At 69.5% G+C, this 25660-nt stretch carries 19 protein-coding genes and 1 pseudogene; 4 read left to right on the top strand and 16 right to left on the bottom strand.

Annotation, left to right across the window (positions count from 1 at the left end):
- Positions 1–56 precede the first annotated feature (56 nt).
- Together KME78_RS68045 and cysD are read right to left on the bottom strand one after the other, a co-directional pair.
- A pseudogene (locus KME78_RS68045) lies at positions 57–659 on the bottom strand (GTP-binding protein); the annotation flags it as partial.
- 8 nt (positions 660–667) lie between these two features.
- On the bottom strand, positions 668–1600 hold the full coding sequence (gene cysD / locus KME78_RS24910; RefSeq protein WP_219531715.1) for a sulfate adenylyltransferase subunit CysD: 933 nt from the start codon (positions 1598–1600) through the stop codon (positions 668–670).
- Positions 1601–1732: 132 nt separating this feature from the next.
- Between cysD and KME78_RS24905 the strand changes: the two genes are divergently transcribed.
- The gene (locus tag KME78_RS24905) at positions 1733–2317 is read left to right on the top strand and encodes a GNAT family N-acetyltransferase (RefSeq protein WP_219531714.1); all 585 of its coding nucleotides are present in this window, start codon (positions 1733–1735) and stop codon (positions 2315–2317) included.
- 25 nt (positions 2318–2342) lie between these two features.
- Here the strand turns inward: KME78_RS24905 and KME78_RS24900 are convergent, their stop codons facing one another.
- The 9 genes from KME78_RS24900 to KME78_RS24860 form a co-directional block, all read right to left on the bottom strand.
- Positions 2343–2948: a CGNR zinc finger domain-containing protein gene (locus KME78_RS24900; protein WP_219531712.1), complete on the bottom strand. Its 606-nt coding sequence runs from the start codon at positions 2946–2948 to the stop codon at positions 2343–2345.
- A 61-nt stretch (positions 2949–3009) separates the two neighbouring features.
- Positions 3010–4440, bottom strand: coding sequence for an MFS transporter (locus KME78_RS24895; protein WP_219531710.1), 1431 nt, complete (start codon positions 4438–4440; stop codon positions 3010–3012).
- On the bottom strand, positions 4403–5734 hold the full coding sequence (locus tag KME78_RS24890) for an aspartate kinase (RefSeq protein WP_219531708.1): 1332 nt from the start codon (positions 5732–5734) through the stop codon (positions 4403–4405). The genes KME78_RS24895 and KME78_RS24890 overlap by 38 nt, the downstream gene beginning before the upstream one ends.
- A 55-nt stretch (positions 5735–5789) precedes the next feature.
- A complete protein-coding gene (locus KME78_RS24885) occupies positions 5790–6806 on the bottom strand; it encodes an acyl-CoA dehydrogenase family protein (RefSeq protein ID WP_219531706.1) in 1017 nt (338 codons plus the stop codon).
- The gene (locus KME78_RS24880; protein WP_219531704.1) at positions 6803–7939 is read right to left on the bottom strand and encodes an acyl-CoA dehydrogenase family protein; all 1137 of its coding nucleotides are present in this window, start codon (positions 7937–7939) and stop codon (positions 6803–6805) included. Before KME78_RS24880 ends, KME78_RS24885 begins: the two co-directional genes overlap by 4 nt.
- Positions 7936–8766, bottom strand: a complete 831-nt coding sequence (locus tag KME78_RS24875) for a thioesterase domain-containing protein (protein ID WP_219531702.1) — start codon at positions 8764–8766, stop codon at positions 7936–7938. The genes KME78_RS24880 and KME78_RS24875 overlap by 4 nt, the downstream gene beginning before the upstream one ends.
- Complete coding sequence (locus tag KME78_RS24870; protein WP_219531700.1) at positions 8766–12059, bottom strand: non-ribosomal peptide synthetase; 3294 nt, start codon at positions 12057–12059, stop codon at positions 8766–8768. The genes KME78_RS24875 and KME78_RS24870 overlap by 1 nt, the downstream gene beginning before the upstream one ends.
- A 17-nt stretch (positions 12060–12076) precedes the next feature.
- Positions 12077–12253: an MbtH family protein gene (locus KME78_RS24865; protein WP_219531699.1), complete on the bottom strand. Its 177-nt coding sequence runs from the start codon at positions 12251–12253 to the stop codon at positions 12077–12079.
- 5 nt (positions 12254–12258) lie between these two features.
- Complete coding sequence (locus KME78_RS24860) at positions 12259–15339, bottom strand: non-ribosomal peptide synthetase (protein WP_281428853.1); 3081 nt, start codon at positions 15337–15339, stop codon at positions 12259–12261.
- Positions 15340–16141: 802 nt separating this feature from the next.
- Between KME78_RS24860 and KME78_RS24855 the strand changes: the two genes are divergently transcribed.
- From KME78_RS24855 to KME78_RS24845, 3 genes are read left to right on the top strand one after another with little or no spacing between them, the layout of a single operon-like run.
- Entirely contained in the window at positions 16142–17353 is a 1212-nt protein-coding gene (locus KME78_RS24855) for an argininosuccinate synthase domain-containing protein (protein WP_219531695.1), read from the top strand.
- Positions 17346–18329, top strand: coding sequence for an aldo/keto reductase (locus KME78_RS24850; RefSeq protein ID WP_219531693.1), 984 nt, complete (start codon positions 17346–17348; stop codon positions 18327–18329). The genes KME78_RS24855 and KME78_RS24850 overlap by 8 nt, the downstream gene beginning before the upstream one ends.
- 5 nt (positions 18330–18334) lie before the next feature.
- Positions 18335–19057, top strand: a complete 723-nt coding sequence (locus tag KME78_RS24845) for a sulfotransferase-like domain-containing protein (protein WP_219531691.1) — start codon at positions 18335–18337, stop codon at positions 19055–19057.
- Between the two features lie 195 nt (positions 19058–19252).
- Here KME78_RS24845 and KME78_RS24840 read toward each other — a convergent pair whose 3' ends face one another.
- From KME78_RS24840 to KME78_RS24820, 5 genes are all read right to left on the bottom strand, one after another.
- Positions 19253–20332, bottom strand: coding sequence for an HAD-IIIC family phosphatase (locus KME78_RS24840; RefSeq protein WP_308127123.1), 1080 nt, complete (start codon positions 20330–20332; stop codon positions 19253–19255).
- Positions 20329–21426, bottom strand: a complete 1098-nt coding sequence (locus KME78_RS24835; protein WP_219531687.1) for an acyl-CoA dehydrogenase family protein — start codon at positions 21424–21426, stop codon at positions 20329–20331. The genes KME78_RS24840 and KME78_RS24835 overlap by 4 nt, the downstream gene beginning before the upstream one ends.
- Positions 21419–21670, bottom strand: a complete 252-nt coding sequence (locus tag KME78_RS24830; protein WP_219531686.1) for an acyl carrier protein — start codon at positions 21668–21670, stop codon at positions 21419–21421. Before KME78_RS24830 ends, KME78_RS24835 begins: the two co-directional genes overlap by 8 nt.
- Positions 21667–22518, bottom strand: coding sequence for a 3-hydroxyacyl-CoA dehydrogenase family protein (locus KME78_RS24825; RefSeq protein ID WP_219531684.1), 852 nt, complete (start codon positions 22516–22518; stop codon positions 21667–21669). The genes KME78_RS24830 and KME78_RS24825 overlap by 4 nt, the downstream gene beginning before the upstream one ends.
- On the bottom strand, positions 22515–25660 hold a 3146-nt coding region (locus KME78_RS24820; RefSeq protein WP_246651833.1), incomplete at its 5' end, for a condensation domain-containing protein. The genes KME78_RS24825 and KME78_RS24820, both read right to left, overlap by 4 nt.

The following is a 25660-nucleotide window of genomic DNA, read 5'->3' as shown; positions in this document are numbered from 1 at the left end:
CGTCCGGTCGCGACCGGCCGGCCGGCCGGTTCCCAAGCCGTCAGCGCGCCGAGCAGCGTCGGCCCGTCGTACCAGGGCAGGTTCGGCGCTGGTTCGGCGACATTGTCGCCGCTCAGCGCGCTGCCCGGGATCACGTCCGCCACCATGTCCAGGCCGGCCGCCGCCGCCAGTACCTCGCCCGCGAGCTTGTCGAACACCGCCTGGTCGTAATCCACCGCGTCCAGCTTGTTGACCACCGCGAGGACGGCCCGCACGCCCATCAGCGCGCAGATCGTCAGGTGCCGGTGAGTCTGCTCGCGAATCCCCTTGGTGGCATCGACGAGTAACACGGCGACGTCCGCGGTGGACGCCGCGACCGCCATGTTGCGGGTGTACTGCTCGTGTCCGGGGGCGTCGGCGATGATCACCCGGCGGCCGGACGGCAGGTCCAGGAAGCGGTGGGCGACGTCGATGGTGATGCCCTGCTCGTGCTCTGCCTCCAACCCGTCGGTCAGCAGCGAGTAGTCCACCGCTCCGGCCGGAATCGTGGAGCCGCCGCGCCTGGTCCGCCGCGCATAATCGAGCTGATCCTCCGTGGCGCCGCCGGTGCCGGCGACCAGCCGGCCGATCAGGGTGGACTTGCCGTCGTCGACCGAGCCGCACGCGACCACTCGAAGCATCGAAATCATCAGAAGTACCCCTCCGACTTCTTGCTCTCCATGGATGTGCCACCTTCACCGTCGATGAGCCGGCCGGCGCGTTCGGACCTGCGGTCGAGCCGCATCTCATCGATGACCTCATCGACGTTCCCGGCCTTCGACTCGATGGCCGCGGTCAACGGGTAGCAGCCGAGCGTGCGGAACCGTACCCAGCGCCGCTGCGGCTGCTCGTCGGGCGACAGGGGTAGACGCTCGTCGTCCACCATGATCAACGAACCGTCGCGCTCGACCACCGGGCGTGGTGCGGTGAAGTACAGCGGTACCACCGGGATGCCCTCCCGTCTGATGTAGCGCCAGACGTCCAGCTCCGTCCAGTTCGACAGCGGGAACGCCCGCATCGACTGGCCGTCGGCCAGTTCGGTGTTCGCCCGCCACCAGAACTCCGGACGCTGCGAGCGCGGCTCCCAGCGATGGCCGGGCTCACGCAGCGAAAAGATCCTTTCCTTGGCGCGCGACCGCTCCTCGTCGCGCCGAGCGCCGCCGATCGCCGCGTCGAACCCGCTGTCATCGAGCGCTCGGCGCAGTGTGACGGTCTTCATGATCCGCGTGTACTCGTGCGCGCCGTGGGTGAACGGCGTCGCCCGCTCCGGGTTGGTGTGTACCCGCAGGTCGAGCCCCAGCCGCCTGGCCGTCTCGTCCCGGAAGGCGATCATCTCGCGGAACTTCCAGCCGGTGTCGATGTGCAGCACGGGGAACGGCATCCGGCCGGGCGCGAACGCCTTGATCGCCAGATGCAGCAGCACCGAGGAGTCCTTGCCGATCGAGTACAGCAACACCGGCCGGCGAAACGCGCCGGCGACCTCGCGCAGCACGTGGATCGCCTCGGCTTCGAGCATGTCCAGGACGTCTTCTTCGGCCACGTCACGGCCCTCCGTCGTCGTCGCTTGGCAAGTCGCGGTCATGCTGCCCTGCAGTAACCTATAAAAACCTCATAACGGTTATTAGTTGGGTGATTATCCAAGCCGTCCGGGGAAGAGCTCAAGCACATCAAGCCTTCCAACCAGATCGGCGGTACGGCGATGAACGCTCGCAGCATGCGGAAAGCGTCCGGGTCCCTGACGGTCAAAGAGCTGTCCGAGAAGACCTGGAGCGACTTCAAGGCGGTTCTCGGAAACAACGGAGGTGCCCGCGGGTGCTGGTGCATGCACTGGCGGCTGTCCATCGCGGAATGGACGGAGGGGAAGGGCGAGGGGAACAAGAAGGCCATGAGCCGTCTCGCCCAGCGTGCACCGGCGCCCGGCGTCATCGTTTATCAGGGCGATACGCCGGTGGCATGGTGCTCGCTCGGGCCACGTTCCTCGTTCCCGAGACTTGAACGCTCGCCGCTCCTCTCCGGCCTCGATGACGAGCCGGTCTGCGCGATCGCGTGCGTCTTCGTCCACAAGAAGCATCGTGGCTCCGGAATGCTGCCGACCCTTCTCGAGGCCGTCTGCGAGTACGCGGCCGCCGCCGGTTACCCCACCGCCGAGGGCTATCCGATCGAGCCCGCCGCCGGGAAACGCGCGGGCGCGGACACGGCCATGACGGGAATAGCCAGCGCCTTCCTCGACGCCGGATTCTCCGAGGTGGCCCGCCCGCGTGAGAATCGGCCGATCATGCGGCGGAAGCTCGGTAAGTAAGGCCGACGAGAAAGCGCCCGGCCGATCAGCGGTGCGTTCGCCCCTGACGGTGACGGCGCGCTTTCTCGCGATTTCCGCAAATACTCATGTTGCACCAGCGGCGACGTCCGCCCCGTGAGGAATCCAGGAACAACCAGCCGCATCTCCCGCATGCTCTGATCCGGTCGGGCGGAAGAGTGAACACCGCATGGACCACCAGCAACGACAGGGCCGCGGGAATCGCTCCCGGCGCGGTCCAGTCCACGGTGAGGCGGTCGAGCGCGGCACCGATCCGCTGAACCCGGTCGGCTCGCACACCTTTCCCGGCCCGCTCAAGAAGAGCACCGAAAGGCGCGGTCGGCACCGGTTCACCATGGGCGATCGCGCTGAACACGGCCCACGCCTGTTCGCGAACGGCCTGAACCTCTGGCACGAGACCACTCACGGACGCCGCCGCCAAAGTCGGGATCTCCTCGAACAGACCCGCGGACGCGCACCACGTCACAATGTCGGAGGGCGTTCTCAGCAGCTCGCCGTCCTCCGCCGGCTGTGTCCGATCGAAGACGGTGTTCGTGAGGTCCAGGACCGGGTGGCCGCCGATGAAATGGGCGTCCTGCCAGGGCGCCTGGGCCTTGATGGCCAGAGTAACCATTTTACCTAATGTAAATGGTTTCTCGGCCTTTGGCCAGCGCTCAGGTCGGCCACAGCTCGAGCTACGTGACTTCTCCCTTGAAACGTTTCCGGAGAAGGACCGTCGTGGTGATCGCCCCGACCGCGAACACGACCGAGCACCAAAGAGCCCAGCGCCAGCCCTCGAGGGTGGCGGCGGCTCCACCGGAGGCCGCGGCGAAGTGAGCCGCCACCGATGTCACTACTCCCACGCCCACGGCCAGCCCGAGCTGCTGGGAGACGTTGATCAGAGCGCCGGCCGTGGCCTGCCGCCCCTCCTCGGCGCCATTCGTGCCGGCGATGCTCGTCGTGATCAGAGCGATGATGTGGCCGAAGGCGTTCACGGAGGTGCCGATCAAGACGAGAGCGAGCCCCTGCTCCTCCGGCAGACCCACCATGATCAGGATGCCGAACGTCTCGATGACGATCCCGGAAAGGAGAACCCGATAGAGCCCGAAGCGCTCGACGAGCTTGCCCGCATAGATCCCCGTGACGATCGCGATCGCGCCGGAGAGCGAGAACGTCAAGCCGGTCGGAAGCGCCCCCAAACCGAGATGTGTCTGCAGGTAGAGGGTGAGAATGAACAGCATTCCACCGTAGGAGCAGATCAACAGGACGTTGACCAGATTGGCCGCGCCGATGGCGGCTCTGCGGAAGATGGAGATCGGCACGAGGGCGTTGTCCTTCCGGGACTCCACCCAGCCGAAGAGGGCGACGGCAGGCACCGCGATCACAGCGGAGAGCAGGATCGGAACCGACGACCAGCCGTACTCCTCCCCTTCTGTGAGGGCGAACACCAGCGCGACCATGCCCATGGTCGCCAAGGCGACACCGGCGAGGTCGAGGTGGCGGGACGCGTGCCTGTCCCGGCTCTCATCGAGATGGGCCCTCGCGAGCAGGCCGAAGACCAGAACGACAGGCACGTTGATCAGGAAGACGGACCTCCAGCCGACATACTCGGTGAGCACGCCTCCGAGCACCATGCCGGACACGAACCCCGCCGACAGTGCCGACCCGTAGATGCCGAGAGCACGTTCGCGTGGCGATCCTTCCGGGATGGCCGCCTGGAGCAGCCCCAGACCCGCCGGAGCGATGAACGCGGCGGCGACCCCCTGCAGGGCGCGGCCCGCGATGAGAGTCGCCGGCGACCAGGCAAGGCCCGCGAGGAGCGAAGCGAGCAGGAAACCGAACAGGCTCCAGATGAACACCCGCTTTCTTCCGTACAGATCGGCGATCCTGCCCCCGAGGAGAAGGAAACCGCAGAAGGCGAGTGGATAGGCGGAAAGAACCCAGGCGACGCCGCCCCCCGAGGAGAAGCCCATGGACCCGCGAATGCTCGGGGCGGCGACGTTGATGATTGAATAGTCAAGAGCGACCAGGAACTGGGTGCCGCAGATGACGGTGAGCTGCCAGAACTGCCGGGACCGGAATGTACTCTCAAGCGTTCCGGTCGCGCCCGGCGAGGCTTCCTTCATTTCGCAGTCCTTTCGCTTCTGCCCGCTGGGGTCTCGATGCGGGAGCGTGGGGTTCCGCGGGGCGGTGACCTTTACGCGGGTGGGCGCCGGAGCCAAGAAATATGCGGTGAAGGTGTGTTACGGCATGGAGTACGTCGTGCTCGGCGCACGTGATGGAGATTCGCCGGGCATGGACGGTCACGTCCCGCACGGTGACGCCGTGGGTCTTGAGCGTGTCCAGCAGGAGTCGCACCTGGGGATGGTGGGTGCGGAAACCGCGGCCCACCAACGACACTCTCGCCATGGGCCCGGACCAGTGGCGACCGGTGAAGGCCTTGGCCGCGTACAGGCCGGCCAGCACCCCGTCGATCTGGTCCCGATCGGTGGCGTTCACGATGAACCGGAGCGAACAAGCGGTGTCAGCGCTCTGGTGGTCGAGCATGTCCACGGGCGCCATCGGATCGGCCAGGGCGGCGGCGATCGCGGTCAGGGCGGTGGGGGCGACTCCGTCGAGCCGGCAGCCGAGCTGACCGGTCCGATGGGCGACGCCGACGGCGGTGAATCGCTCGCCGTCGAGGGGGGCGGCCGAGCGGAAGCAGGTCACCCAGGTGCCGGCGGTCTCGGTCGTGCTGGACCGGACGTGGAGGGGAACGCGATGGGTGCTGGCGTACTCCACGCTGGAATGGGCGAGCACCGTGGCGCCACAGGCGGCCAGCTCGGCCATGTCCTCGTAGGAGAGGTGGTCCAGTTTGCGGGCGTCGGCGACGTGTCGCGGATCGGCGGTGAACACGCCCTCGACATCGGTGAAGATCTCGCAGGCCTCGGCCCGTAACGCCGCCGCCAGGGCGACGGCGGTGGTGTCGGAGCCGCCTCGGTCCAGAGTGGTGAGCTCGCCGCTGTCCGCGGCGATGCCCTGGAAACCGGTCACCACGGGGACGAGGCCGTTCTGGAGGCATTCGCGGATGCGCACTGGATCAACGTTGACGATACGAGCGCAACCGTGCACTCCATCGGTGATGATGCCGCCGTCGCGGGCGCTGAACGAGCGGGCAGGTACGCCCCGTTCGTGCAGCGCCATGGCGAGTGCGGCCGCGGCGGCCTGTTCACCGGTACTGAGCAGAAGGTCCAGTTCCCGCTCGTGTGGCGTGTCGGTGAGGTTGCGCGCCAGGTCGAGCATGGTGTCCGTGGTCCTGCCCATCGCGGAGACCACGGCGACCACGGACTCGTCCGCGGCGGCTATGCGCTCCGCCGCGCGAGCGATCTTAGTCGGGTCACCTAGTGATGTTCCGCCGTACTTGTGAATCACCAGGTTCATTGGTTTACTCCAAACCGTCCGGCCATGGTCGGCCGGACGTTCGCCGCGCCTTCTGTCACCAGCTCTCGCGTCGTAGCTGGGACGGCGTGCCGAGCCGCACCGATTCGACCGCCGCCCACCTGTAGTACAACTGGGCGTCGTTGTCGGACCGCATGCCCGCGGCACCGTTGACCTGCATGGTCTGCGTCGTGACGGTGCGGGCCAGATCCGAGGCCGCCGCGAGGTCGGCCGCCGCGTGCGCGGCCGCGTCGCGGTCGTGGACCAGCAGGCGCGTCGCGTCGATGTGCATCGACAACTCGCTGAGCCGGAACGCCAGGCCCTGGAACTTACCGATGGGCCGGCCGAACTGGCGGCGCGTCTTGGCGTGGCCGACGGCGTGATCGAGGGCCGCCTGGGCGAGCCCCACCAGATACGCCGCCTGGCGCACCCGCGCGTTGGCCAGCGCCGCCTCCCAGCCGGTGGCGGCCCACGCGGCCACGGGGGTGTCCGTGAATTCGACCTCGTACGCCTCGCCCCGGCTCGTTTCCTCGTATCGCCGCATCGTGATGGACGGATGGCCGGCACGTACGAGCGCCAGGCGCGGTCCGCCGGTGTCGGCGCCGCCCACGACGAAGTAGTCCACCTCCGCCGCGAAACCGACGAAGGCCCGCCGCGCGGAGATCGCACCGTCCGGCCCGGACGACCATGGCTCGTCCGCGACCGCCAGCGCCACCGGCGCCTGGCCGATGTCGTCGTTCCCGAACAGCTCCAGCGCGGTGAGCGTGTCGAGCAGCGGCCCCTGATACAGCACCGACCCGAGCAGCTCGGCCAGCCGCACGGTGTCTGCGGCTGGGTCTGCGGCTGGGTCTGCGGCTGGGTCTGCGGCTGGGTCTGCGGCTGGGTTGGCGGCTGGGTTGGCGGCGTCGAGCGCACCGAGCCCGGCCAGCCCCTGCCACACCATGGCACGGATCTCACGACTGTCCTGGTCGCCGTCCCCGCCCTCCGCACGCGGCCGATCGGCCATCCGCCGTACCAGCGGCGCCAGGTCCTCGTCGAAGAAGCCGGCGATCGTCGTGGTCTTCACTGCGGTCATGACGGCAGCCCCAATTTCGACGTGGCGACAAAGAAGAGCATGATCTCCGAAGAGCCCTGGGCGAGCGTGAGCCCCGGAGCCTCCCGGAGCGCGGCGTCGAAGACCCCCTCGGCGATCGCCTCGGGGTCGCGTGCGTCCAGCAGCGCCCGCGGTCCGAGCAGCTCGACCGCCGCCACCGACACTTCCTTGGCCGTCTCCGACGTGTACCACTTGGCGGTCGCCGAGTGCACTTCGTCGGGCCGGCCATCGTGCAGGTTGGCCACACACCGCCACGCCAGCAGCCGCGCCGCGCGTACCCGCGTCTCCAGTTGCACCAGCCGCTGCTCGCAGCCGGGCGGTGCGTGCTCACGCAGCGCGGCCAGCGTGCGCTCCGCCTTGGCGGAGTGGTCCAGTCCGGTGCGCTCCAGCGGAAGCACCTTGCCCAGCACCTGCCACCCGTCGTCGAGCTCGCCGAGCACGTTCTCGCGTCCGACCCGGATCCCGTCGAGCGTCACCAGGTCGAACCGCTCCTCGGACAGGTTCCACACCGGCTCGATGACCACGCCCATGCTCTGCAGCGGGATCAGGAACAGGGTGATCCCGGCGAAGTTCACCGGGCCGGTCGACGTGCGGGCCGCGCACAGCGCGAAATCACTGTGCTGCGCCTTCATGTTGTAGATCTTCCGGCCGTACAGGCGCCAGCCGTCGCCGTCCGGCTCGGCGCGCGTGGTCAGCGACGCCAGGTCGGATCCGATGTCCGGCTCGCTGAACAGCACGTTGGCCGTGGTCTCGCCACGTGCGAGGCCGGGCAGGTATCGCTCTTTCTGCTCCTGTGTGCCGAACAGATGGATGGCGTTCCCGACGATGTCGATGCCCAGCGAGTGCACGTTGTCGGGCACGCCGTGGCGGATCATCTCCTCGGTGAGGATCGCCTTCTCCACGATCGTGGCGTCCGCTCCGCCGTAACGCTCGGGCCAGTTGATCGCGAGCCAGCCGAGCTTGCCCAGCCGCCGATGCACGGCGAGCAGGCCGCTCTCCTGCCCGTACGGCATCCGGCGGGACTGTGCGATCTCCGCGCGCACCGCGTCCTCGCGCAGCAGTTCGCGGATCTCTTCCCGGAAGCTGTCCTGTTTCGGCGTGAAGGCCGGCATCATCGGACACTCACCTCGCCTAGTCTGTCGCGCATGGCTTCCGCCAGCGCCTCGATGTGTGGGGGTTGGAGCATGGTGTAGTGGTCGCCGCGCACCACCTGGATCTCATCGGCGTAGGCGGGCCATCGGTCGATCCGTCCAGGCTCGGAGTCCTCGGCGCACAGCAGCACCACCCGCCCGTCCACCCGCGACGGGCGGAACATCAGGAGCGCACGTACGTTCGCGGCGAACACCGGAAACCGCTCGGCCAGCTCGTCCTGGCTCGCTTCCGCGCCCATCTCCGCGACGTCGGCGGCGAACCACGCCCTCAGCTCGTCGTCGCCGGGGCGGGAGGGCTCGTCTGGGATGGCGGTGTCGAGTGCCAACGTCAACGCGACATCGCCGTCCCGGCGCGCCATCTCGAGTGCCACCGCTCCGCCGACCGACCAGCCGCCCACCCGCAGCGGCCCGTCGGGCTGAACCTCACGGACCGCGGCCAGATAGGTGTCCGCCAGGCCGGCCATGGGACGTTCGCCGATCGTGCCGCCGTGCAGGCCCGGATCCTCCAGCCCGTAGACGGGCTGGTCGTCGCCCAGCAGCGCGGCCAGCGCGACATAGGGCGCCACCGAGCCGCCGGCCGCGTGCACGAGGAACAGCGGCGGTTTCGTGCCCGCGGACCTGAGCGGCACCAGCGGAGACATCGGCAGCCGGCCGGAGCACGGTGGCCGTCCCTCCGGCGTGGCGGAGGTGGCACTCCGCCGTGCGAGGGCCTCCTCCCTTCTGTGCCGTAGCCGGAGGCGCAGCAGCTCGCGCCGTTTCTCCTCCAGAGCGGAGGGGGGCGAGCCGGTCATCAGCTCGACTCCTTCAGCAGCCGATCGATCTCCTCTTCCGGCATATCGGCGACCTGAGCCTCCAGCCGCGCCACCTCCTCCTCGCCCAGCAGCGCGCGCTGCGCGTCGTCGATCTGGGCGGCGAACTGGCTGAGCAACGGGTAGCTGAACAGCCGCCGCGGGTCGAGCGTCACCTGGAAGGTGTCGCGCACCCGCGAGATCATCTGGGTCACCTGCAGGGAGTTGCCGCCGAGGACGAAGAAGTTGTCCTGCGCGCCGATGCTGTCGGGGTCGAGGCTCAGCAGGCTCTGCCAGATCCCGGCCACCCGGCGCTGCGTCTCGGTGGTCAGCTCGACCTGTCCCACGCCGCCGTCGGGGCGAGGATCGGGCAACCGCGCGTGGTCCACCTTTCCGGTCGAGGTCAGCGGAAGCTGCTCCAGCCGGACGTAGTCGGTGGGCACCATGTGCAGGGGCAGCAGCCCGCTCAGATGTTCGCGCAGCTCGTCCGGCTCGAACTCGCCGACCACAAAGGCGGCCAGCCAGGCCGAGGCCGTGCCCGCGTCGCGTACGGTCACGACGCACTGCCGCACGCCGGCGAAGCTCTCGATGGCGTGCTCGATCTCGCCGAGCTCCACGCGCAGCCCGCGAAGCTTCACCTGGCGGTCGACCCGGCCCAGGAACTCCAGGTTGCCGTCGGCGTTCCAGCGCACCAGGTCGCCGGTGGCGTACATGCGCTCGCCCGGCGTGACGGCGAACGGGTCGGGCACGAACTTCTCGGCGGTCTGGTCGGGCCGCCCGAGATAGCCGATGGCCAGACCGGCGCCCGCCATGTGCAGCTCGCCGGGCACGCCGACCGGTACGGGCCGCAGTCCCTTGTCCAGCACGTAGGCTCGCTGATTGGCCATCGCCCGGCCGATGGGCGGCGGTCCGTCCAACGGCTCCGGCGGACACAGGTAGTCGACACAGGTGACCGTGACCTCTGTCGGCCCGTATCCGTTGTGGAACTCGCGCCCCGGCTTGCTCCACCGGTTGACCAGGTCGGCGCCGAACGGCTCCATGCCGATGAAGCACACTCTCAGATCGTCCAGAGTGGACGGATCGAGCAGCCCCAGCACAGCGGGCGGGATGTCCACCATCGTCACCCGCTCGCCGGCCAGCAGCCGCTGCAACGTCTCCGGGTCGAGCAGCTCGGAGCGCGGCGCGCCCACGATGGTCCCGCCGGCGGTCAGCGTCGAGAACACGTCCGACACGCTCACGTCGAAGGCAGGGTTGGAGAACTGCAGGATCCGGTCGTCCGGCGTCACCGAGAACATCCGCTGGAAAGTGGTGCAGAAGTTCACCACTGCCCGGTGGGGGATCATGACCCCCTTGGGGGTACCGGTCGAGCCCGAGGTGTAGATGACGTATGCCGTGTCCTCCTGGGCCACGTGCACCGAAGGAGCCGAGTCCGGCCGCCCGTCGAGCGCGTCCGTGTCCAGCAGGATCCGTCCCACGTCCGCGGGCACGCGCTCGACGAGATCCGACGTCGTCACCACGGCCACCACGTCGGCGTCGCCGAGCTGGTAGGCCAGCCGCTCGGGCGGGTACTGCGGGTCCAGCGGCAACCAGGCCCCGCCCGCCTTGAGCACGCCGAGTTCGGCGGCCGGCAGGTCGAAGCCGCGTTCGAGCAGGACGCCGACCACGTGCCCTGGCGCCACCTTGAACTCCTCGACGAGCGCGTGCGCCAGCCGGCTGGACCGCTCGTCCAGTTGCGCGTAGGTCAGGTCCTCTCCCGCGAACCGCATCGCGACCGCGTGCGGCGCCTCGGCCACGCGCGCCGCGAACAGCTCATGCAGCAGCCGCTCGTCGAGCTCACCGGGCGCGGGATTCCATTCGGTGAGCACGTGCAGGTATTCGTCGTTGGGCATGATGTCCAGCGCGTCCACCCGGGCGTCCGGCCTGGACAGCGCGTCGGACATGACCGTGGTGAAGTGCTCCACCAACTGCTCGACCCGCTCGTGGTCGAACAGCTCGGAGGAGTACTCGATCCACACGCCCAGGCCGCCGTCCGGCAGGTCGTTGATCTGGAACGTGAGGTCGAAGCGGGTCGTGCCCGGTTGCGGGGTCAGCATCTCGACCTCGACGCCGGGCAGGCGCCAGCGCGCGATCATCGACTCAGGAAGCAGCGTGAACAGGTGCGCGACCAGCGGGTTCCGTCCTGGCAGCCGCTCCGGCTTGAGCTCCTCCACCAGGCGGCCGAACGGCACGTCCTGATGGGCCATCGCCTCGAGGATGTTGTCGTTGGCGGCGTGCGCCAGGTCGCGGAACACGGGATTGCCCTCGAGGTCGCCGCGGACCGCCACCGTGTTGGCGAAGAATCCCATCATGGGTTCGGTTTCCGAGCGCGTCCGTCCGGACAGGACCGAACCGAGCCCGATGTCGTTCTGGCCGGTGTAGCGGTTCAGCACGACCTGGTACCCGGCCATCGTCAGGGCGAGCAGGGAGACGCCCTCGGCCTGGGCCAGATCGCGTATCTTCCGTGCGAGATCGTCGGGCAGGCGGGTCTCGTGGATACGGCCGGCCCCGGTGGGTGCCGACGGGCGCTGCCGGTCGGTGCGCCACTCCAGCGGTTCCATCCCGTCCAGCGCGGCGTGCCAGTAGTCGATCTGCTTGGCCGGCTCCTCGCTGAGCAGCCAGAGCCGCTGCCACGCCGCGAAGTCGGCGGGCTGCAGGGTCAGCGGGGGGAACTCCGCGCCGCTCGGATCGCTGTAGCGGGCGGTCAGCTCCTCGGCGAACTGACGCGAGGACCATCCGTCGATGACGATGTGATGCCAGACGATGGACAGCACGTGGTCATCCGGGCCCAGGCGCAACAGGGCGAACCGGTACGGCGGGCTGTTGCGCAGATCGAACTCCTCCCGCACCTGCCCGTCGATCCAGTCCTGCACGGACTCCTCGGTCCCGTCGGTCACCGGCAGGTCCCACGTCTCGGGTGGCGGATCGACCCGCTGGAAGGGCACGCCGTGCTCGTCGCCGAACCGGGTGCGCAGGCTCTCGTGCCGCGCGACTATCCCGCGCAGCGCCTCGGAGAGCGCGTCCACGTCGAGCGGGCCGCGCAGGCGCATCGCGAACGGCACGTTGTAGACCGGGGCGCCCGCGACCATCTGGTGCAGGAACCACAGGAAGCGCTGCTGCTCGGCGATGGCCATCTTGTCCGTACGCGGGACGGCCACGATCCGCTCCCGCTCGGCCTTCTCCGCCACCCGCTGGCGGACCTTCCGCTCCAGCAGGGCGCGCCGGATCTCGGCGACATTACCTTTGTCGGGTGTGGACATGATCTCGGTCTCCTCCTTTACCGTCGCACGCTCAGCGGGCGCGGATCCGTCCACACCCGAGCGATATGGTCCAGGCATTCGCTCTTGCCACCCTCGACGTCGGCCGCGCGCCAGCCGGTCGGAATCTCCCGGCCGGCGGGCCAGATCGAGTACTGCTCCTCGTGGTTGACGACCACGGCGAATCGCTCTTCCATTGCGTCTACCTCTCCTGTGGTACGAAGGCGTGGATGCCGGTCAGCTCACTGAGGTAGCGGTCGAGCACCTTGAGCCCGTCCGCCCGCGGCGGCGCCAACGAGCCCGCGTGCCGGCTGAACCGCTGGGTGTCGAAGTACCGCGAGCCGTCGGTGAACAGCCGGTCGAACTCGGCCGGCGCCGCGTCATGGTCGGCGGCCGCGGGCGGCAGCAGCGCGCACAACCCGGAGAGCCTCTTGTCAGGCTCGGCGATGGCCTCCAGACGGCCGCGGAACCGCCCATAGCCGACCCGGTCGAGCCCGCACCGGTCGGCGAGCACGCCGAACGCCTCGGCGAAGCGCAGCCTGGCCGGCCACAGCACGTGCATCGCGCCGTCGGGCACCTTGATGTCGCCGGTGGCGGCGCGGGCCACGAACCGGCCGACCACATCCACCGGCGTCACGTCGGTCTCGGCTTCGGTCGGGAACACGCATCCGGTGCGCGCGCACGCGTACAGCAGGTTGTGCGCCAGCGAATCCGGGTTGGCCATGCCTGTCGCCCGATGCGGCCAGACTTCGCCGAGCCGGTACACCACCGAGCTGACGCCACGCCGGTGCGCGTCGGCGAGCAGGCTTTCCGCGACGTACTTCGATCGGTTGTAGCCGTCCGCGGCGACCTGCTCCGTCTCCGGAATCTGGTCCTCGGTGATGCGCGGGGCGGCCGGCCCGGCGGGCGGGAAGATGCTCAACGTGGACAGGGTGTGCACGCGGGCGCCGCCCGAGGCGAGTCTGATGAGCTCCTGTACGCCGAGCACGTTGGCGGGGCGGTGGTCCAGATAGTCGGACAGGAAGTTCACCGCGCCCGCGGCGTTGACGACACCGGACACGGCCGACGCGATCGCGTCGAATCGCCACTGCGGCAGGCCGAGCAGCTCGCCGCCCAGGTCGCCGGGGACCGCCTCGACCCGTCCGGTCCTGAGCGCCGTGGGCAGTTGCTGCCAGGCGGTCGTCAGCCCGTACTGCTCGAGGGCCTCGGCCAGCCGCCGGGCTCCGTCAGCGGGGTCGGAGCACCGTACCAGGCAGATCAGCCCGGCATCGGAGCACATCAGCAACTCGGCGAAGATGTGCGCCCCGACGAAACCGGTCGCGCCGGTGAGCAGCAGGGTCTGCGGCGGGCGCCAGGCCAGGTCGTGCTTGATGTAGGCCAATTCGGCGCTGTCGTCATCGACGCTCTCGGTCAGCCGCTCCGCTTGGGCGCGCACGGTGGAGGCGACGAGCAGATCTCTGGGACGTACCGGCCTGCCCAGCCGCTCGCCGACGGCGGCGGTGAGCCGGTAGGCGATCAGCGAGGTGCCCCCGTAGGCGGAGAACGGTACGACCACCGAGACCTGGTCCAGCTCGAGCACTTCGCGCCACGCCGAGCAGACCAGTTCCTCCATCGGGTTGGCCGGCGGCTCGACCTGCTCGTCCCGGCGGGGCTTGCCTGCCGGCTCGGCCACGATGAGCGCGGCCAACGCCTTGCGGTCCGCTTTGCCGTTGTGGTTGAGCGGAAGCGCGTCGAGCACCACGATCTGGTGCGGGACCTGCTCGGCCGGCAGTTTCTCCGCGGCATACTCGCGGAGCTGCTCCGGAGCCGGTGAATCGGCCGGCGATCGCGGCGTGACGCAGCAGGCCAAGGTGGACTCGGGCGGCTCACCGAGCACGACCGCCACCGCGTTGCCGACGAGCGGATGGCCGGCCACGGCCGATGCGACATCACCGAGCTCCACCCGTACCCCATTGATCTTGACCTGTTCGTCGAGCCGGCCGATGAAGTACAGCAGGCCGTCTTCGCCGACCCGCGCCAGATCTCCTGTCCGATAGAGCTCTTCACTGGGGATCTGAGGGAAGGGGTTGGCCACGAGCACCCGCGCGGTGCGCTCGGGATCGTTGAGGTAGCCGCCTCCGACGCACTCACCGCCGAGATACAGCTCGCCGGGCGTGTTCACCGGGACGGGGTTGAGGTCGTCGTCGAGCACGATCGCGGCGGTGTTGTCGATGGCGCGCCCGATGGGGATCCGATCGGCGTCGGCGTCTGTGACCTCGTGGAACACCGACCCGATCGAACACTCCGTCGGCCCGAACGTGTTGGTGACCTTGAGGTGGGGCAACAGCGCGCGCAGCCGGTGCACCGGGCCGGGGCCGGCCGCCTCCCCACCGATCAGCATGCGCCGCAGGCCGCACGTCGCGTCACGCAGGTCCTCGCGCACCTCCAGCAGCGACACGAACGCCTCGAGCACGGACGGTACGAAGTCGGTCATCGTGACGCCATAGCGGCCGATGGTCATCGCGGTTTCCTCGAGGTCGAGGATCCCGTCGCGGTGCGGCAGCACGACCTGCCCACCGGACACCAGAGGCCACAACACCTGCCACATCGAGGAGTCGAACGTAGACCGGCTGTTCTGCAGCGTCACGTGCTCGGCCCCGTCACCGAACCGGCGCGACATCGTGGTCAGCCTGTTGACCAGACCGCGGTGATGGTTGATCGCGCACTTGGGCGTGCCGGTCGAGCCGGAGGTGTAAAACCCGTAGATCAGGTCTTCGGGTCCGGGTTCGCGGTCCGTCGGCGGGGGTGTCCGCTCAGCCGGATCGCCCGGCTCCGCGCAGTCGACGATGACCGTGGGAAGGGCCGGTTCCAGCTCGGCGATGGCTGCCACGGTCGTCGGCGACACCACGATGGCGGGCGGCGACAGTTCGGCCATGATCGCGCTGAGACGGTCGATCGGCCAAGCCGGATCCAACGGCACGAACGCCGATCCTGTCTTCATCACCCCGAAGAGTGATGCCGGAAATTCGGGCCCGTCCGCTATGAGTACGGGTATCAATTGTCGCGTCAATACGCCGCTGCCGATCAGTCGATGGGCCGTGATATTGGCCACGGCATCGAGATCGGCGTAGCTCATCGACGTGCCCCGGTAGCGGAGGGCGGGACGGTCGGGTCCGGCCTCTTTCTGTTCGCGGAACAGGTCGAGGACTGTGCTGCGCCGGGGGAACGCATGCTGCGGTCCCAGCGATAAGTTAATGGCGGTTAGAACGTGTTCGCTCAGGTGCGTCTGCTGATGGCGTGGCATCGTGCTCCGTAGTCTCGACCGGCAACAGATCCTGGTGCGGGCAGCTCGGTCACTATTCAGGTTTGTGAGTTTCAGGCGGCCTGGACCGGCCCTCGGCGAGCATGACGAGGGTGTCCAAGAAGTATTGGCGGCCGCGTGAAACGCTGGTTCCCGGGCTCCGGTGAATGTGCGCAGGCGGGAGCGCTTAATGCGCCTCGATGACCGAAGTTCCTCCCTTCCAACTCGGCCGACGTGGATGTTGCGTCATATCGACTAACTGGTATCAGGCGTCTTACAGGTTACTTTCATCCTGGAACAGGTCGCCGGGATTCGCAACCCCGAGTGCCGCCGCAGTCGGCGCGGAGACCTCCGCGTCAGGGGCTATGGCCTGCGAGGATATGTCGTTGATTCGCACGCGGATCTGCGTGCGGCCGACGAGTTCCCGGGCTGATCGCTTGGCCTGCGGCGCAAAAGGAGTGCGGCTCCGGCAGGACAAAAGGCGAGTCCAGGACCGCAGCCTGGAGAAGGCGCGAGAGGCATGCCCGGCTTTACCCCGGCAAACTCCTGTCAATCCACGGACGTGTTCATCGGGGCAACCTGATCAAGAATAGAAAATGATCACCTGGCGACCCTCGAGAAGGGGGAAATAAGGATTTCCAGATAGGCCGAATCAGCCCTTACCAGCACCGACCGGAGCAGCGGACTTCGATTCTGAGATCCTTTGCGCGGCAAGTGTGAGAACGCGCCGTCCGTGGGTAGGCCCGGGGCGGTCGGCGTATTGATCCCGGCATCGCATCCCATCCACCAGCGTTAGGGGAAGGCTGTGCGGCAAGCCAATGACAACGCACGTGTCGGAATATTCCAATCGGGCGGACTTTCCGCCCTGGCCGTCGGGGTCTGGCTTCATGAACTGTCCACTCCGACGAGGCACTATATAGCCGACATCGGCCAGGCGGCTCCCGCGGAGGTGGCCGCGCTCGCTTCTTCGTTACGACAGTTCGGCGCCGAAGCCGTCGTCATGGATTTACGATCTTCCATTGCCGCCGTGGCATCGGATTTGCTGCGGTATCGCGCCTGCCACGACGGCGGTTACTGGAATACCACCGGTGCGGCGCGCTTCGTGCTGGTCAGCGAGGTCGCGCCGGTGATGCGGGCGGACGGATGCCGGACGCTCGCTCATGGCTGTGTAGGCGGGGGCAACGACCAGCGCCGCTTCGCGCGTTACGGCGCCCAGGTCGCACCGGAGTTGCCCATCATCGAGCCGTGGACAAACGCGCGGGCGCTTGAGCGCTTCCCCGATCGCGAGACCATGCTCGCGGCCGTCGTCGAGCACGGACTGCACCTCGACCCGGGCAGCAGCGCCGAGCGGTCCACCGACGCCAACCTCGCCGGCATCTCGCACGAGTCGGCCGAACTGGAAGACCTCGAAACGCCGGTCACCCGGCTCGATCCACGGTGGAGCAAGTGGCCTGGGCAGACCCCGGACGAGCCGGAGATCGTCACGGTCACCTTCCGCGACGGACGGGTCGCCGACGTCAACGGCAGCGGGCCCGAGCCGGTCGAGTGGATGACGCGGGCCAACGAGATCGGTGCGCGGCATGGCGTCTGGCTCCGCGACGTGGTCGAGCGGCGCATCATCGGCACGGTCTGCCGGGGCATCTACGAGGCGCCCGGGCTGGAACTGCTCGGCCGCGCGTGGACCCGTCTCCTTCAGGCCAGCCTCGACGCGGCGAGCCGCGAACTCTACGACCGGATGGCCACCGTTCTGGGCGCCGCGATGTACGAGGCGCGATGGCTCGAGCCCGCCGCGCAGGCGGCACGGGAGGCGATCGACCGGCTGGTCGGCGAGGTCGGCGGCAGCGTGACGCTGTCCGTCCACCGGGGCGTCGTCCAGGGCGAGCGGATGAAGGTCGCCGGTGGCGTGGTGCGGCAGACCCGGTTCGGCTCGGGCGGAAACCGCTGGAGCCAGGCAGCCGCCGTACAGACCGCCGTACAGACCGCCGTACAGACAGGGAAGGGGCAAAGGGATGCGTGAGCGTCGATTCGGCCGGTTGGGGTGGAAGGTCAGCGACGTCGGCTACGGGATGTGGGGGATAGCCGGCGGCGAGGGCGGATGGACGGGAGTCGACGACGAGGCCGGCGACACCGCGTTGGACGAGGCCGTACGGTACGGGTGCGACTTCTTCGACACCGCCTGGATCTACGGCCGCGGACACAGCGAAGAGATGCTCGGGCGGCTGGTCAAGCGGCACCCGGACCGCCGCCTCCACCTCGCGACCAAGCCCCCGCCCAAGGATCGCACCTGGCCGTCCACCCGCGACTCCCAACTGGCCGATGTGTACCCACCGGATCACCTGTGGGAATACCTGAACCGCAGCCTCGAAGGGCTGGACAGGCCGTCCATCGACCTGTTCCAGTTCCACGTCTGGGAGGACGCCTGGGCACACGACGCGGCCTGGCAGGACACCGTCTCCGAGATGAAGGAACGCGGGCTGATCGAAGGCGTCGGGATCAGCGTCAACCGATGGGAACCCTGGAACATCCTGCAGACCCTGAGCACCGGACTGATCGACTCGGTGCAGGTCATCTACAACATCTTCGACCAGGCCCCCGAAGACGAACTGTTCCCGGCGTGCCGTGAGCTGGACGTCGCGGTGATCGCACGGGTGCCCTTCGACGAAGGCACCCTCACCGGCACCCTTACCCGCGACACCCGCTGGCCCGAAGGCGACTGGCGCAACACCTACTTCGTGCCCGAGAACCTCATCCCGAGCGTGGAGCGCGCCGAACGGCTGGCGAAGATCGTGCCCGAGGGCATGACCATGCCCGAACTCGCGCTGCGCTTCATCCTCCAGAACCCCGACGTCGCCACCGTGATCCCCGGCATGCGCAACCTCAAGCACGTACGGGCCAACGTCGCCGCCGGCGACGCCGAACCACTGAGCGAGGAGCTGATGGCGCGGTTGCGCGAACATCGCTGGGACCGCCGGCCCACCGCGTGGTCGCAATGAGTGCCGTGCCGAAGCCCATCATGCTGTGGGCGGTGCCTCGATCGCGGTCCACCGCGTTCCTGCGCATCATGCTCGAGCGCGGCGATCTCGAGGTGGCCCACGAGCCGTTCTCGTACCTGCAGACGGACGGCCACTTCGAGCTCGCGGGCAGACACGTCACCTCGCCGATCGAACTGCTCGACACGATGCTCGAGGTCAACGCCAAAGAGCGCCGGGTGTTCGCCAAGGAGACCTCCGACTACACCTACACACCGCTGCTCAAAGACGAGCGCCTGTTCCGCGACGTCACCAACACGTTCATGATCCGGGAGCCGCGGGGCGCGATCTCCTCGCACTACGCCAAGAACCCCCAGGCCACACTGGACGAGTACGGCTTCGAATACCTGCACGTCATCTTCGACGCCGTACGGTCGGCCACCGGCGAGGCCCCGCTGGTGATCGATGGCGACGACCTCGTAGCCGATCCGGAACCGATGGTCCGGGCATACTGCGAGCGGGTCGGGCTCGAGTTCAAGGCCGACGCGATGCGCTGGGATCCCGGTCAGCGGGAAAACTGGCGGAGCACGACCCGATGGCACGCGGAGGTGGCCGAGAGTAGTGGGGTCGTGGCCCAGGCGCCCAAGCGGCGTGAGACGCCCGACACGAACGAGCATCTGCGCCGTGTCGCCGAGCACCACCAACCGTTCTACGACTCGCTCGCCCGCCATCGCCTGGGAATATCACGCTGAGCGTGGGGTTTCGGCGTGTTCAGCGCGATCTGTCGTGGACCCGCGGGCGTTCACGCCTGGGCGGAAACGGCAGCGCGACATCCTGCTTGTCGACCGCGCGGAACGCCCGGATCCGGCCGCACCCGTCCACCTGAGCCGCCTCCTCCAGGGAGACCGGCACATTTCTTCGGCATCGCCGGCGGTCTGTCCGCCCCATTACTTCGTCCGGCCGGCGTCGTTGCTCAGAGTGGGTGCGTCAACGCGCATCGTCGTTGGCTGGGGCTGCCTGGTCGGCGTCAGGTGCAGCCGCTGAGTGCCGCCGGCGTCGTGTCCGACGGTGGTGCGGCAGTCGCACGGCTGCTCGGCGAAGCCGGCGAACCGGTAGGCGACCTCCATCATCCGGTTGCGGTCGGTCTTCCGGAAATCCGCGAGCAGGTGGACGCCCGCCAGGGCCGCCTGGTCGGTGAGCCAGCTCAACAGCACCGCACCGGCACCGAACGGCACCACCCGGCAGGAGGTGGCGAGCAGCTTCAGGTGCCACACCGAGGGGTGTTTCCCGACGAGCAGTACGCCGACTGGACCGTGTGCGCCGAACCGGTCGGTCATGGTGGCCACGAGGACCTCATGTCCCGGGTCGGTCACCAGCTCCCGCAACGCCTCTTCGGAGTAGTGCACGCCGGTCGCGTTCATCTGGCTGGTGCGTAAGGTCAGCTCCTCGAGTCGCGCGATGTCCGCGTGAGTCGCCCTGCTGAGCCGCAGGACGATGTCCAGAGTGCGGAGAAACTCCTCGTCGGGGCCGGTGAACGCGATCCGCGCCGCCTCGCGCCGGAAACCGGCCTGGTACCTCCGGCGCCGGGCGGCGGCGTCGGCCGTGACCACCGGCGGTGTGAACTCCGGCAGCGCCGGCAGCCCCGTCGCCCGCTCCGCCGGGTAGCTCCGGACGTCGGGCAGGTGGTGGGTGACCTCCGCGCGCTCGGCGGGCTGGTCGTCGATGAAGGCGATCGTCCGGTATGCGAAGCCGAGCGCGTCGGCGATCTCGCGCACGGCATCGGACTTGCGTCCCCAGCCGATGCGGGGCAGTACGAAGAAGTCGGCGATGCCGAGTTCCGCGAGCCGCGCCCACGCCTTGTCGTGATCGTTCCGGCTGGCCACCGACTGGAGAATGCCGCGGGCGTCCAGTTCGACGATCACCGCGCGGATCTCCTCGGGGAGTTCGACCTCGCCGTCCTCGAGCAGCACACCGCGCCACAAGGTCTGGTCGAGATCCCAGACCAGGCACTTCACCAGGCCGCTCACGACCACACTCCCAACGCGTGTTCGGCCAGGGCCAGCTGGCAGATCTCGTTGCTGCCCTCGATGATCTCCATGGCCTTGGCGTCGCGGTACGCCCTCGCGACCGCACCGCCGTCGCGGACGCCCGCCGACCCCAGCACCTGCACGGCCGACGAGGCGCCGCGAGCGGCGTGGCCCGCACACAGGTGTTTGGCGAGCAGCGCGGCCGTCACCAGGTCCGGCGTACCGGCGTCCCAGCACCGGCTGGCGTGCTCGCAGACCCGAGTCGCCGCCTGCTCGGCGACGAACAGCTCGGCCAGCTGCCTGGCGACGAGCTGGTGGTCGGCGAGCCGCTTGCCGAACTGGCGTCTGGACTTCGCGTGCCGGGCGGTGGCCGACAGGCAGGCCCGCAGGATGCCGACGCATCCCCATGCCACCGACAACCTGCCGTAGGTCAACGCGGAGTCCACCAGGCCGACACCGCCGAGCAGGCAGTCGGCCGGCACGCGCACCGAGTCCAGCCGGACGTCGGCGTGCCCTGCCGCACGGCACGCGAGCGGATCGGGCACCCGCTCGACCGCCACACCGGTGGCGGAGGTCGGGACCACGACGGCGGCCGCGCCGCCACCGTACCTGCCGAACACCACCAGCAGGTCGGCGTAGGCCGCACCGGTCACCCACACCTTGTGCCCGTCGACCACCACGGAGTCACCGTCGTCGCGGATACGGGTGACCATCGCGGACAGATCACTACCCGCGTCCGGCTCGCTGAACGCGACGCCGGCCACCTCCCCGAAGGCCAGCCTGGTCAGGTAGGCCGCCTGCTGCGCCGGCGAGCCGAACCGCTGGACCGTCCACGCGGAGATGCCCTGCGCGGTCATCACACTGCGCAGCGACCCGCACAGGCTGCCCACGTACGCGGTGAGCTCGCCGGCGCACAAGCTCGTGAGACCGAGACCGCCGTACTCGGCCGGGACCTGCGGACACAGCACGCCCTTCGCGCCGAGTTCCCGGAGGACGTCGCCGGGCAGCCGTCCGGCCCGGTCCCAGCCGTCCGCACGGTCACCCACGACGGCGGTGACCATGTCCGCCACTTCGCTGTCCGCCACTTCACTCATCCGGATCACGCAGCCGCAGCACGAGCGCGGTCATCGCGTTCACCGTGCGGAAGTTCTCCACCGCCAGATCCGCGCCGCCGACGCTGACCCCGAAGCTCTTCTCCATGTGGAGGACCAGTTCGAGGGCGAACAGCGAGGAGACGACACCGGAGTCGAACAGGTCGGCGTCCTCGGTCCAGGTGGTTCCGGTTCGCCGGTCGAGGAATGCGAGCAGGGCGTCGCTGATCATCTGCGTGTCCGTCATGGTGTCCCTTCGTGGTCGAAGAACCCCCGCCCGGTCTTGCGTCCGTACTCTCCGGCACGCACTTTGGCCAGCAGCAGGTCGGCCGGGCGGTAGCCGTCGTCGCCGGTTCGTTCGTGCAGGACCCGCAGCGCGTCGACGACGTTGTCGAGGCCGATGAGGTCGCCCGTGGCCAGGGGGCCGGTGCGGTGTCCGAGACAGCGCCGGAAGAGCGTGTCCACCGACTCCGGCGACGCTCCGCCCTCCTCGACGATCCGGGCGGCCTCGTTGATCATGCGCTGCAGGATGCGGTTGATCACGAACCCGGGCCCGTCCCCCACGATCACCCCCTCCTGGCCGAGCGCGGCCAGGAGCGCGGTGGTCTTCGCCATCGTCTCCTCCCCCGTGCGCGGGCCGCGGACCACCTCGACGGTCCTGATGAGATAGGGCGGGTTCATGAAGTGCACGCCGAGGACATCCGCCGGCCGCGGCACCGATGCGGCGAGTTCGCCGATGGGGATCGCCGACGTGTTCGACATCAGCGGCGTGCCGGGGCGCGTGACGGCGGCCGCCTCGGTCAGCACCGCGGTCTTCGCCCCGATCCGTTCGGTGACCGCCTCGATGACCGCCGTCGCCGTCGCGACGTCCGCGACGCGGGTCGTGGTCGTCAGCTCGCCCGCGGTCTCCTCCCTCGGCAGGTGTCCCATCAGCCGGGCCAGCCGGAGCTGCCGTGACACCTGGGTTCGCGCCGCGGCGACCGTGTCCGGGTCCGCATCCACCAGGACCACGGGCAGGCCCCGGCCGACCGCCAGGGTGGCGATGCCGGTGCCCATCACGCCGGCGCCCAGCACCGCGATTCGGTCGCCGGTCATCGAACCTCCCCGTTGTCGGGCCGCAGCAGGGCCAGGAACCGATCGAGCAGCCGGGCCGCGGCGTCCTCGGTGACGGCGTCGGACCGGAACTCGAACCTGCCCCGCAGCGTCGTGCCGAGTGACACGATCAGGGTGAGCGGGTAGTGCGCCGCGTCGAGGCCGTCCACCGCGGTGATCCGCACCCCGCACTCCTGCGGTGCGGCAAGGTCGGAGAGTGGGTAGTTCTCGAAGACGACGAGCGAGTCGAACAGCTCCGCGGTCCCCATGAGCCGGTGGATCTCGCCCAGTCCGAGGTAGTGGTGTGGCTGCAACCGCGCCTGCTCCTCCTGGAGCCGCCGTGCCGGTCCGCCCCGTACCCTGACCGGCACCGTGTTCGCGAACAGGCCGACCATGGTCTCCACGCCGGGCAACTCAGGTGGCCGCCCGGACACGACCGCCCCGAACAGCACGTCGTCCTTGCCGGTCGCCTCGGCGAGCACCTTTCCCCACGCCACCTGGACCAGGGTGTTCACGGTCACCCCGGCCCGGCGGGCATGAGCACTCAGCGCGGCCGTCTCCTCGGCCGGGCACTCGAAGGTGCGCCGGACCGGCAGGCAGGGCGCGCGATCGCATCCGCCCGTCACGAGGGTCGGCTCGGCGCCGGCCAGCGCGGCCGACCAGGCGGTCTCCGCCGCGGCGTGGTCCTGACAGGCCAGCCACGCCAGATAGTCCCGGTACGGCGCCACGGACGGGAGCCGGTGCCCGGCGTACAGCCGGAAGAGATCGCGCACCAGCAACGGCATCGACCAGCCGTCGAACAGGATGTGGTGGATGGCGAGCGTCAGCCGGTGCCGGTCGCCGCCGAGTCCGGCCAGATCGAAGCGGAGCAGCGGCGGGCACGTCGGATCGAACGGCCGCGCCGCGCCCCACGGCGCCGAGACCTGTTTCGGGATGACGGCCACCGGGCGGTCGAGTCCTTTGTGGAGAAACGCGGCGCCGAGGTTCGGGTACCGGGTCAGCAACGCGTCGGCGGCGTCGCGAAGCGCCGGGAGGTTCAGGGAGCCGGACAGGTCGATGTGGAGCCGGGTGGCGTACACGTCAGGCGCGTCCGGGCCGTACGCGGCGCTCATCCGGTGGTGGAACAGCATCCCTTGCTGCAGCGGGGAGAGCGGGAGGATGTCCGCGGGATCACCGATCTGGCCCAGGACGTGGTCCAGCTCCGGCCGGGTCAGGTCGGCCAGCGGGAAGTCCGACGGCACCGCGCCGCTCGCGTCCGGGTGCGCGGAGTAGCGCACGAGTTCGGCCAGCGCGGCCCGCCAGGCGTCGGCGAACTCCCGGATCCCGTCGGGTGAGTGGACCCGTTCCGGCCACATCAGCGTGACCACGAGTTCGGGCCCCTCCCTGACTGCCGCGCTGATCTCCAGCGCGTGCGGGAAAGGCATGTCCGGTGGCATTCCGTTGCCGAGCGCGTCGGACTCGGCGGCCGGCCGCCACCCGTCCTTGCCGCCAACCGTGTCCAGCCTGCCGAGATAGTTGAACCCGATCGGTGGCGCGCCCGCGGCGGCCAGCACCGGATCGGTGTCGGCGAGCAGACCGTAGCCGATGCCGTGATCGGGGATCGCACGCAGGTGTTCCTTGACCGAACGCAGCGCCGTGCCGGCATCGCGGCCGGCACCGGGATCGAGCCGTACCGGGTGGATCACGGTGAACCACCCGACGGTCCTGGACAGGTCCGCGAACTGGTGCCGGCCGTGGCGCTCCACATCCACCGTGATCTCGCCGGCCGCCAGGGCCAGTGCGGTCAGCAGCACGTCGTCGACGCCGGCACGCAGGGTGGCCGGCACGGTTGTCAGCAGGGGCTCGGTCAGGTCAGCGGGCAGGACGAAGGACATCGTTCGTGCGTCGCGCATGGTGTCCCGCTCCGGGTCGAGCCCGCCGCGCGCGGGTTCCACCATGGAGCGCCACAGCGGGAGCTCGTCCTGCTTCGCCGCGTGCGCGTCCGGCCGGGCGAGATCGGCCGCCCAGGCACGGAAGCTCGTGCCGACCGGTTCGAGCCGGGGACGTTCCCCGGCGGCGACGGCACGCCACGCCTGGTACAGGTCCTCGTGCAGGATCCGCCACGACACGGCGTCCACGGCGAGGTGGTGCACGGTGACGAGCAGGCGTCCCGGCTCGCCCGGGCCGGTGTCCAGCCACGCGACCCGCAGCATGTCCCCGGTACGGGGGTTCAGTTCCGCCCTGCTTCGGGCGGCCTCCGTGGACACCAGTTCGCGCAGGTCGGCGCTGGCGGCGTCCACCCGGCGTACGTGCGGCGACCGGCCGGGCGGAGCGATCTCCACCGACCAGTCGTCCAGCAGTCGCATCCGGAGCGCGTCGTGGTGATCGTGGACGTGTCGCACGGCCAGCGCCAGGTCGTCCCCGCCGATACCGGGCGGCACCTCGAACAGCATGGCCTGGCTGAACTCGTCGATGGAGCCGCCGAGGCGCCGTAGCCACCGCATCATCGGCGTCGGCCCGACGTGGCCGGCCCGGTCACGGAGGGGCGGACGTGCGGCGCTCTTCCCGGCTGTTCTGGCCAGTCCGGCCGGGGTCGGGTGCCGGAAGACGTCGCTCGGCGCGAAACCGAGCCCGGCGGCCCGCGCCCGGCTGGACAGCTGGATGGCCATGATGCTGTCGCCGCCGAGGGCGAAGAAGCCGTCGTCCGCGCCGACCTCGGCGACCCCGAGGACACCGGCGAACAACTCGCACAGGACACGTTCGCGCCGCGTGGCCGGCCCGCGTCCGGCGGCGGCTGCCGGCTCCGGAGCGGGCAGCGCCGCGCGGTCGACCTTCCCGCTGGGGGTCAGCGGCATCACGGCCAGCGCCACGATCGACGTGGGCACCATGTAGCCGGGCAGGTGGGCGGCGACGTGCTCGCGTAACTCCCCCGGGTCGACGGAGCGGCCCGGGCGCCGCACCACGTAGCCGACCAGGCCTCGGCCGTCCTCGCCGCCGACGACCGTGGCCTGCGCGACGTGGGGGTGCCGGCACAGCACCGTCTCGATCTCGCCCAGCTCGATGCGCAGGCCCCTGATCTTCACCTGCCCGTCGCGCCGGCCGGCGAACTCCAGCGAGCCGTCGGCGCGCCGGCGCGCCAGGTCCCCGCTGCGGAACATGCGCGCGC

The sequence above is a fragment of the Nonomuraea guangzhouensis genome (assembly GCF_019396345.1).
GTDB lineage: Bacteria > Actinomycetota > Actinomycetes > Streptosporangiales > Streptosporangiaceae > Nonomuraea > Nonomuraea guangzhouensis.
This window is presented reverse-complemented; position numbering and strand designations above follow the sequence as displayed.